Annotated in this window: 7 protein-coding genes and 2 tRNA genes; 3 read left to right on the top strand and 6 right to left on the bottom strand. The window is 71.2% G+C overall.

The window, feature by feature from the left end:
* Nucleotides 1-175: 175 nt before the first annotated feature.
* From ABD241_RS09485 to ABD241_RS09495, 3 genes are all read right to left on the bottom strand, one after another.
* A complete protein-coding gene (locus ABD241_RS09485; protein WP_344061116.1) occupies nucleotides 176-757 on the bottom strand; it encodes a DEAD/DEAH box helicase family protein in 582 nt (193 codons plus the stop codon).
* A gap of 35 nt (nucleotides 758-792) precedes the next feature.
* On the bottom strand, nucleotides 793-1,743 hold the full coding sequence (locus tag ABD241_RS09490; RefSeq protein ID WP_344061120.1) for a rhomboid family intramembrane serine protease: 951 nt from the start codon (nucleotides 1,741-1,743) through the stop codon (nucleotides 793-795).
* Between the two features lie 66 nt (nucleotides 1,744-1,809).
* Entirely contained in the window at nucleotides 1,810-2,328 is a 519-nt protein-coding gene (locus tag ABD241_RS09495; protein ID WP_142219893.1) for a peptidylprolyl isomerase, read from the bottom strand.
* Nucleotides 2,329-2,528: 200 nt separating this feature from the next.
* On the opposite strand from ABD241_RS09495, the gene ABD241_RS09500 reads away from it, so the two are divergent.
* The 3 genes from ABD241_RS09500 (at nucleotide 2,529) to ABD241_RS09510 (ending at nucleotide 7,462) form a co-directional block, all read left to right on the top strand.
* Nucleotides 2,529-3,263, top strand: coding sequence for an antitoxin (locus tag ABD241_RS09500; protein ID WP_344061124.1), 735 nt, complete (start codon nucleotides 2,529-2,531; stop codon nucleotides 3,261-3,263).
* 171 nt (nucleotides 3,264-3,434) lie between these two features.
* Nucleotides 3,435-4,460: a hypothetical protein gene (locus tag ABD241_RS09505; protein WP_344061127.1), complete on the top strand. Its 1,026-nt coding sequence runs from the start codon at nucleotides 3,435-3,437 to the stop codon at nucleotides 4,458-4,460.
* Between the two features lie 590 nt (nucleotides 4,461-5,050).
* Nucleotides 5,051-7,462, top strand: coding sequence for an MSCRAMM family protein (locus ABD241_RS09510; RefSeq protein ID WP_344061130.1), 2,412 nt, complete (start codon nucleotides 5,051-5,053; stop codon nucleotides 7,460-7,462).
* Nucleotides 7,463-7,652: 190 nt separating this feature from the next.
* Here the strand turns inward: ABD241_RS09510 and ABD241_RS09515 are convergent.
* The 3 genes from ABD241_RS09515 to ABD241_RS09525 form a co-directional block, all read right to left on the bottom strand.
* Nucleotides 7,653-7,728 (bottom strand) — tRNA-Ala (locus ABD241_RS09515).
* Between the two features lie 20 nt (nucleotides 7,729-7,748).
* The gene (locus ABD241_RS09520; RefSeq protein WP_344061133.1) at nucleotides 7,749-7,928 is read right to left on the bottom strand and encodes a DLW-39 family protein; all 180 of its coding nucleotides are present in this window, start codon (nucleotides 7,926-7,928) and stop codon (nucleotides 7,749-7,751) included.
* A gap of 28 nt (nucleotides 7,929-7,956) precedes the next feature.
* Nucleotides 7,957-8,033 (bottom strand) — tRNA-Ile (locus ABD241_RS09525).
* Between the last annotated feature and the right edge of the window lie 86 nt (nucleotides 8,034-8,119).

An 8,119-nucleotide genomic window follows, 5' to 3' on the forward strand; every position in this document is an offset into this window, starting at 1 on the left:
TGTCCACAGCTGTGGAGAACCTCGGTGCACAAGTGGGCACGCAGGCCATCGTGATTGTCCACAGAGTTGTCCCCAGCTGGGGATGAATGACACGTGTGTAACTACGTCCACAGGGTTGTCCACAACCGGTGGACAACTCCTGGCCGACCGGGCCCGCGGCTGGTGTGGGCCCAGATCACCGACGCGGCAGGTCGAGCTCCGCGACGATGCGCTCGGCGGTGGCGCGGGCATCGCCGTGGGAGTTGTCGAGCCGCAGGTGGCGGTGCCCGGGGAGCAGGTCGCCGTCACGCGCGGGGTCGCTGGTGAGCCGGGCCCGCGACTCGAGCTCCACCACGTGGGCCCGGGCCCAGCCGACGTCGCGCTTGCTGCGCTTGTGGTCCATCCGGTCCTCGCCGCCCTCGCGGGACAGGCGTACCTCTTGGGGCGCGTCCAGCTCGACGACGTCGATGGGGGCCCCGGCTCGTTCGACCGGCGCGACGAGCTCCCGGAGCAGCGCCGACTCGCTCGGCCGGTCGAAGTCGATGGCGAAGCTGAAGACCAGGCCCGGCAGGTCGGCCCGGACTGCCTCGGCGATCACCTCACGCCGGACCAGCGTGTTGATCCGCCGGAAGGAGGGCGAGTCGAAGTCGAAGACGCCGAGCAGCGGCTCGATCGACATGTGGTTGTGGAAGAGCCGGAAGCCGGTGAGGTCGCACACCGCCCGGCCGACCGTCATCTTCCCGACGGCCGGTGGACCGATGATGCAGAGCAGGTGCACGACCGGAACCTAACCCGTCCGGGTCGTCGCGACCGTCACCGCAGGCCGAAGTCCTTGGAGCTGATCATCCGGATGACGTCCGGCAGGGCGAGGTACTTCACGACGACGACGGCCACGAGAACGGCGAGCACGCCACCGAGGGCGAGCCACACCCGCTGGCGGACGCCCTGGTGGCGGAAGGCGACGATGATCGCCGCGCACGCGGCCCCGGTGACCAGGCCACCGAGGTGCGCCTGCCAGGCGATGCCGGGGTAGATGAAGCCGAAGGCGGCGTTGATCGCGATCGTCGCGTACATGGCTGCGGAGGACCGCCCCAGGTGCCGGTTGAGCACGAGCAGGGCGCCGAAGAGACCGAAGATCGCGCCCGAGGCACCGACGACCGGGGTCAGCCAGGAGATGTCGCGGCCGCTGTTGAGCCCGGCCAGGGTCGGTGAGCCGGCCAGGAGCATCACGGCGACCTGCCCGCCGATGCCGCTGATGAGGTAGAGCGCGGCGAAGCGGGCCCGTCCGAGCATCGGCTCGAGGTACTGGCCCAGGGACCACAGCGCGAACATGTTGAGCAGGATGTGGAAGATCGTGTCCGGCGAGTGCAGGAACGCCGCGGTCAGGAACCTCCACGGCTCGGTCCACCCGAGCGCCGGCACGAAGGAGAACCGCGCGGTGACGGTCGGGTCGACCCGCTGGATGAGGTAGGCCACCACGCAGATCGCGATGATCGAGTAGGTGACGACAGGCGCGCCGCTGGTGGCGCGGCCACCGAAGACGGTCTTGGCGCTGGGCGTGGTGCGGGCGGCCTCGCGTACGCAGTCGACGCACTGGATGCCGACGGCGGCGGGTCGCTGGCACTCGGGGCACGCGGGACGGCCGCAGCGCTGGCAGCGGACGTACGCCTCGCGGTCGGGGTGGCGGGGGCACACGGACGGACCGGCAGCGGGCTGCGGCACTCCCTCGAGAGGAGGCTGGCCACTGGTCGGGTTGTCAGACAACAGGAGTCCCCCTGCCGGTCGCGTCCGTGGGCGGTGAAGCGGTGAAGCGGTGAAGCCGGGAGTGCGTCAGTCCTCGATGGTGACCGAGTTGATGACGACGTCCTCGACGGGCTTGTCGTTGGCGCCCGTGGGGACGGCGCCGATCTTGTCGACGACGTCGCGCGAGGCCTGGTCGGCGACCTCGCCGAAGATCGTGTGCTTGCCCTGCAGCCAGGTGGTCGGCGCGGTGGTGATGAAGAACTGCGAGCCGTTGGTGCCCTTGCCCATGCGCTTGCCGGCGTTGGCCATGGCGAGGATGTAGGGCTTGGTGAAGTCCTTGTCGGGGCTGATCTCGTCGTCGAACGCGTAGCCGGGGCCGCCGAAGCCCTGACCGATCGGGCAGCCGCCCTGGATCATGAAGTTCGGGATGATGCGGTGGAAGATCAGGCCGTCGTAGAACGGGGTCGGGTTCGTGCGACCGGCGTCGTCCTTGTACTCCTTCTCGCCCTTGGCGAGACCGACGAAGTTCGCCACGGTCTTCGGGGCCTGGTGCTCGAAGAGATCGAGGACGATGTCACCGTGGTTGGTGTGCAGGGTTGCCTTCATGGGCCCAATCCTCGCACGCCGAGCACGTATGCCGTCCCGCCACCCGAGCGGGTACGTCCCAGGGCGTGGGCCGACGGGTCGAACCCCGACGGGAACGCATCCGCCGGACCTACCGTTGCCAGGACAAGGATCATCCCCGCACCAGCCGGGGAGCCGACCCCAAGAGCAGCCGGCAGCAGCCGGCTCAGGACGGAGTGCCGATGTCGTTTCTGGACAGGCTGAGGAAGAAGGCCGAGGAGCTCGACCTCGAGACGAAGGCCAGGCAGCTGCAGGAGGCTGCGACGCAGGCAGCCCAGCAGGCGCGTGAGAAGGCAGGCGAGTTCACGGCCGAGCACCGTGACCAGATCGACGGCTACGTCGAGACCGCCGGCGCCAAGATCGACCAGACGACCGACCACAGGTTCTCCGACCAGATCGCCAAGGTCACGCAGCAGGTCGAGCGCGGTGTGGACCTCGTCGCCGACGGCTACGGTCCCGCGGCAGGGACGGCGACCGGAGCGGCAGCGGCAGCCGGGGCCGCCACCGGGACCGACGACGGGCTCTTCCCGGCCGACCCGGACGCGCCCGCCCCCGTCTCCGCGAGCCCTCTGGAGCCGCCGGAGCCCATCGAGCCGCCCGCGCCCGTGCACGCCAGCGCGCCCAGCGCGGCTGCGGCGGACGAGCCGGTGTCGAGCCAGGACCCCAGCTGGGCAGCCGCCGACGAGCCGGCCGATGAGAAGGCCGACAAGCCGGCCGATGAGAAGGTTGAGCAGCCGGTCGAGCAGCCGGTCGACGAGCCGGTCGACGAGTCGCTGGTCGACACGGCGCTGGAGGACACCGTGCTCGGGCTCGACCACCCGCCGGTGACGCCACCGCACCACGACGAGCCGGCTCCGGAGGACGCCGACACGGCGACGATCCGCTCGACCCGCCCGCCGCACGGCGAGACGAGCTGACGGGACGCAGGAGACGGCATACGCCGCGGGGTGCCCGACGGGGTGCCCGACGGGGTGCCCGACGCCCCGACGGGCCGCGGAAGGGTGGCGCCCGTCACGTCTCGGGGTGTCGGCGCGGCGCGTGGCCGATCTTGGCAGGATGGGTAAGGACCGAAGGACCTAGGAGGACGTATGTTCCGAACCAAGCAGTCCCGTACCGAGGCTGCCGTCGAGCAGGCCCAGTCGGCAGCGGCCGAACTCAGAGCCAACGCCGCCGCAGCGGCGTCGGAGGCGGCCGCCGTGGCCAAGCAGCGCGCGCTCCTCGCGCGTGACTCGGCGACGCCGTTGCTGCACAACGCCGCCGACACCGCCCGTGACCAGTTCGCTGCCGCCAAGGAGGCAGCCGCCCCGGCACTCGCTTCGTCGGCCCTCTCCGCCAAGGAGGCGGCGACCGAGGCCTTCCTCGAAGCTGCCGAGCGGGCCCGGCCCAAGGTCGAGGCCGCGCAGTCCACGATGGTCGAGACGGTGCTCCCCAAGATGAGCGCCGTCCTCGGCACTGCTGCCGCTGCCCTCGCCGCCGGTGCCGAGCAGGCCCGTGAGGCTGCCGTCGCAGCGCAGCCGCACCTTGAGCAGGTGGCCGCACAGGCCAAGGAGTCCGCGGCCCTCGGCAGCCACCGCGCCTCGGACGCCTACCTCGTCCTGAAGGGCGACGCCGTCGCCAAGAAGCGTGGCAGCCGTGGGCGGTGGCTCCTCGTGATCGGCCTCGCCGCTGCCGGCGTCGCTGCTGCGGCCGCCTTCCGCAAGCAGAAGCAGGCGGAGGACCCGTGGGCCACGCCGCTCGACACCCGCACGCCCGGGACCGACACGGCCACGCTGAAGGACAAGGCGAGCGGGCAGGTCGCCCACGCCAAGGACGCCGTCGCCGACGCCGCGAGCAAGGCCAAGGAGAAGGCCGGCGACCTCGCTGCCAAGGGCCAGTCCGCGATCGCCGACGCCAAGGACCGCTCGGGCGAGGCGCTCGACGACGCGACCAACGTGGCCGACACAACCGACGCCTCCGCCGGCGGCCAGGTCAGCGAGGTGGGCTCCGCGCCGGGTTCCGACGCGATCACCTCCGACGCGGTCGAGGGCGGCACGATCAACGGGGCCTCGACCACCGAGTCCTCGCGCGGTTCGGCGAAGACGCGCGCCGAGCGCGGCGACGACGCCGGCAGCTGAGCCACCGGCTTCCCACCGGGGAGCCGACACAGAGAAGGACCCGGGTGCCATGGGCATCCGGGTCCTTCTCTGCTTGAGCTGGCTCGCACCGACAGGGGGACAGCGCGAGCCAGCACATGCAGAAGGGCTGGGCGCGGTTCGTGCGGGCCCAACCCTTCGCTGTGACCAAGTCTAGACCGTGTCTTGGGTATTGCGCGAGGGCTTCGATGAAGTTTCATCAGATTTGCAGGCCCCCGTGGCGGTAGAGGCCCCTTGGGAGGGTCCTCGTCGACCACGGCGGTCCGTCCTGACGAGCATCGCACCGAGGGGACCCGCTGGCCAGCCCAACCACCTGTGACTTTCACGAGAGCCGCGCCAGACAACAGGCCTCCACCACCCGGTGGGGTGGTCGGGGAGCGGCGGCGATGCTCGCGGTCGGCTCGTCGGCGGTGACGGCGAACGCCTCCTGCTCCTGGGTGGATGGAGAAAGTGGACGCCCAGTCCACCCCGATGTCCTCCTTCGCTGCTACTTTCCTCACGCCAGGCAGCCGCCGAAGCACAGGGGACTCACAGAAGGCAGCTACATGCGTTCAGCACCTCGACGTGTGGGTGTGGCACTGGCAGGGGCGCTGCTCGCGTCGTCCGCCGTCGCCGCGCCTGCATCCGCCGCAACGGCGGCACTCACCGGCACCGTCGTGGACGCCGCCGACGGCAGCGCCGTCCCGTCCTGCGTCACCGTCTACGACACGGCATACAACTGGGTCGACCAGGCGTGCACCGACGAGACCGGCACGTGGACGACCACGAACACCGAGTCCGGTGCCGCCTACAAGGTCGAGGTCCAGCCGACCGACGGGCTGCACCTGCCCGGCTGGGCGCCCGAGGCGCCCGACTTCGACTCCGCCGCGACCGTGACCGCCCCCGCCGCGGTGACGGCGCGCACGACCAGGGGCGCGGTCGTGAGCGGACACCTGACCCGCGCCGACGGCTCTCCCGCCGACGGTGCGAACGTCGCGCTGTACCCAGCCGGGGCGCCGGCACCGACCGCCAACGCCTACGTGTCGGACGGTGCGTGGACCGCTGTCGTGCGGCCGGGCGACTACCAGGTCGAGTTCAGCAGTGCCCCGTTCCGCCAGTGGGCCACCGGTGCTGCCGACCGAGGGTCGGCGGCCACCTTCACCGCCGGCACCGACCACGAGACCGTCGTCGACGACGTGCTCAGCATCGAGGAGCCGGTCTCGCTCGAGGGCACCATCACGGACGCCTCCTCGGGCGATCCCGTCGACGGGTGCGTCACGGCCTACCTGGCCGCAACGTACGACTACGCGTCCTCTGCGTGCAGCGACTACTCGGACGGACGCCGTGGCCAGTGGGCCCTCTACGGCCTGCCGGCGGGAACGGCATACAAGCTCGAGTTCACCTCCTACGACGGCGTCCACCTCGGCGAGTGGGCCCAGGACGCGCCGGACTTCGCCACCGCCCGCGAGTACGTCACCCCGTCCCGCGTCGACGTCGCGCTGGCCGCAGGGGGCACGTTCACCGGCTCGCTTCGCGGCACGGACGGGCAGCCGGTCACCGACGGCTACGCCCTCATCGAGCCGGCCGACGGGTCGCCCAGCACCTTTGCCTCGATCGACGTCGACGGCACCTGGCGCTCCGTCGTCAGGCCCGGTGACTACCGCGTGCAGCTCTCGTCGGGCATGGCGACCCAGTGGGCGGTCGGCGCCTCCACGCGCGAGCAGGCCAAGGTCTTCTCGGTCGGCGAAGGCGAGACCGTGGACGCCTCAGACCAGCTGCTCCCCGGGGCGCGGGTGCAGGGCACCGTGACCAGTGCCGCGACCGGTGCACCGGTCGCCGGCGCCTGCGTCGACGTCATCCGCCTTCCCGTCGTCGACTGGCCCGAGACCGCCGGGCAGGCATGCACCGACGCGTCCGGGCACTACGAGGCCGACCTGTGGGACGGCGCCGGCACCTTCACGGCCCGCATCTCCGACCCCGAGGGGCGCTTCGTCCAGGAGTACTTCGACAACCACGCCACGCTGACCGACGCCGACTCGTTCACGGTGGCTCGGGGCACGCCGACGGTCGTCGATGCCGCCCTGGCTCCAGGGTCCGCCATCACGGGTCTTGCCATCGACGCGAAGCTCGGGACGCCGCTCGAGGGCGCCTGTCCGGACGCCTACGCCGGCCACGCCGGAGCCCGGGTCGACGGTCAGGTCGCCTCGTGCAGCGACGCGTCGGGCCGGTGGAGCATCCGTGGCCTGCCCGCCGGGTCGTATGCCGTCCACCTCGGCATGGGCCAGGGCCCCTACCCGTCGGGCGACGTGTGGGCCTTCAAGGCCCACACGCAGGCGAGCGCCGACCTCGTGACGGTCCAGGCCGGCGCCACCAAGGCGATCCGCAACGTCAAGATCGACCCTCCCGTCACGATCTCGGGCCGGATCACCGACCCGTTCGGCAACCCCGTCGCGGGCGCCACGGTCAACCCGCGCGGACTGCTGCCGGACCGCAGCGGCGACTGCTTCGACTGCGTCCAGACCGACGCCGACGGTCGCTACACCCTCGGGCCGATCGCCGCCGGCACGTACCGTCCCGTCGTCTACACCACGACCGGCGACCGCTGGGCGCCGGAGTGGTCCGGCAACTCGACGACCTACGAGGGCGCGACGGCCGTGACCATCAAGCCGGGCAGGACGGCCACGTTCTCGGCGCAGCTCGCCCCGGCCAGCAGGATCTCGGGTGAGCTCGTGAACGCGGACGGCTCCCCGGCCGGCGAGGGGTGGATCGGCTTCGTCGAGAGCTCGACCGGACGCCACATGGGCGACTTCGACGTCTACGGCAGCAACACGTTCGCTCCGGTGGTGCTCCCGGCTGGGCAGTTCCGCCTCCACCTGGAGAACGTCGAGACGGGGCAGGAGGCGTGGTACGACTCGGCCTCGACGGAGTCCGCCGCCACCCTCGTCACGCTCAGCGAGGGCGAGGACCGCAGGCTGACCATCCACCTGCCGGCCTCGACCGGCTGAGTCGGAGACGTCCCGACGGGTTCGGGCCCGGTTCGAGGTGACGGTCGCGGTTCATCGCGACGAGTCACCTCGGGCCGGGCTCTCGTCGTTCACCGCTGGCTGTCCACTCCTGCCCGTCTCTGCCGGCCATGCCGTCGTCGGGAGAAGAGACGAAGGCCCTCCCCGTCGAACGGGAAGGGCCTTCGTGCTGTGGTGGAGCCAAGGGGACTCGAACCCCTAACCCCCTGCTTGCAAAGCAGGTGCGCTACCAATTGCGCCATGGCCCCTCGTGGAGAGGGATGCCGCCTCAGGCGGGAGCCGACGCCCCGTTGGCCGACGGGTCCGGTGCCACCGGCGAGACCGGGGCGTGCACGTCGTCCGTGGCCTGCGTCCACAGGTCCTGCTCGGCCTGCTGCTGCTTGGCCTTCTTGCGCAGCATCACGATGCCGGCGACGGCCCCACCGATGAGGGCGAGACGCTTCAGCATGCGGGGATCCTCTCCGTGGTGGCGGTGATGGTGGGCCTAGGAGGACTTGAACCTCCGACCTCTTCCTTATCAGGGAAGCGCTCTAACCGTCTGAGCTATAGGCCCATCGTCACCTTCGCGCGAACGGTCCACCTCTCGACGGACACCGCCTGAGCCGACGACCGGACGCGAGGCGAAACGTTACCGGATGG

The sequence above is a fragment of the Terrabacter lapilli genome (assembly GCF_039531305.1).
Classification (GTDB): domain Bacteria; phylum Actinomycetota; class Actinomycetes; order Actinomycetales; family Dermatophilaceae; genus Terrabacter; species Terrabacter lapilli.

What these genes read in the sequence shown, in the direction of transcription:
- ABD241_RS09495 (WP_142219893.1), bottom strand. Translation starts at nt 2,328, where the DNA reads ATGAAGGCAACCCTGCACACCAACCACGGTGACATCGTCCTCGATCTC.
- ABD241_RS09500 (WP_344061124.1), top strand. Translation starts at nt 2,529, where the DNA reads ATGTCGTTTCTGGACAGGCTGAGGAAGAAGGCCGAGGAGCTCGACCTC.
- ABD241_RS09505 (WP_344061127.1), top strand. Translation starts at nt 3,435, where the DNA reads ATGTTCCGAACCAAGCAGTCCCGTACCGAGGCTGCCGTCGAGCAGGCC.
- ABD241_RS09520 (WP_344061133.1), bottom strand. Translation starts at nt 7,928, where the DNA reads ATGCTGAAGCGTCTCGCCCTCATCGGTGGGGCCGTCGCCGGCATCGTG.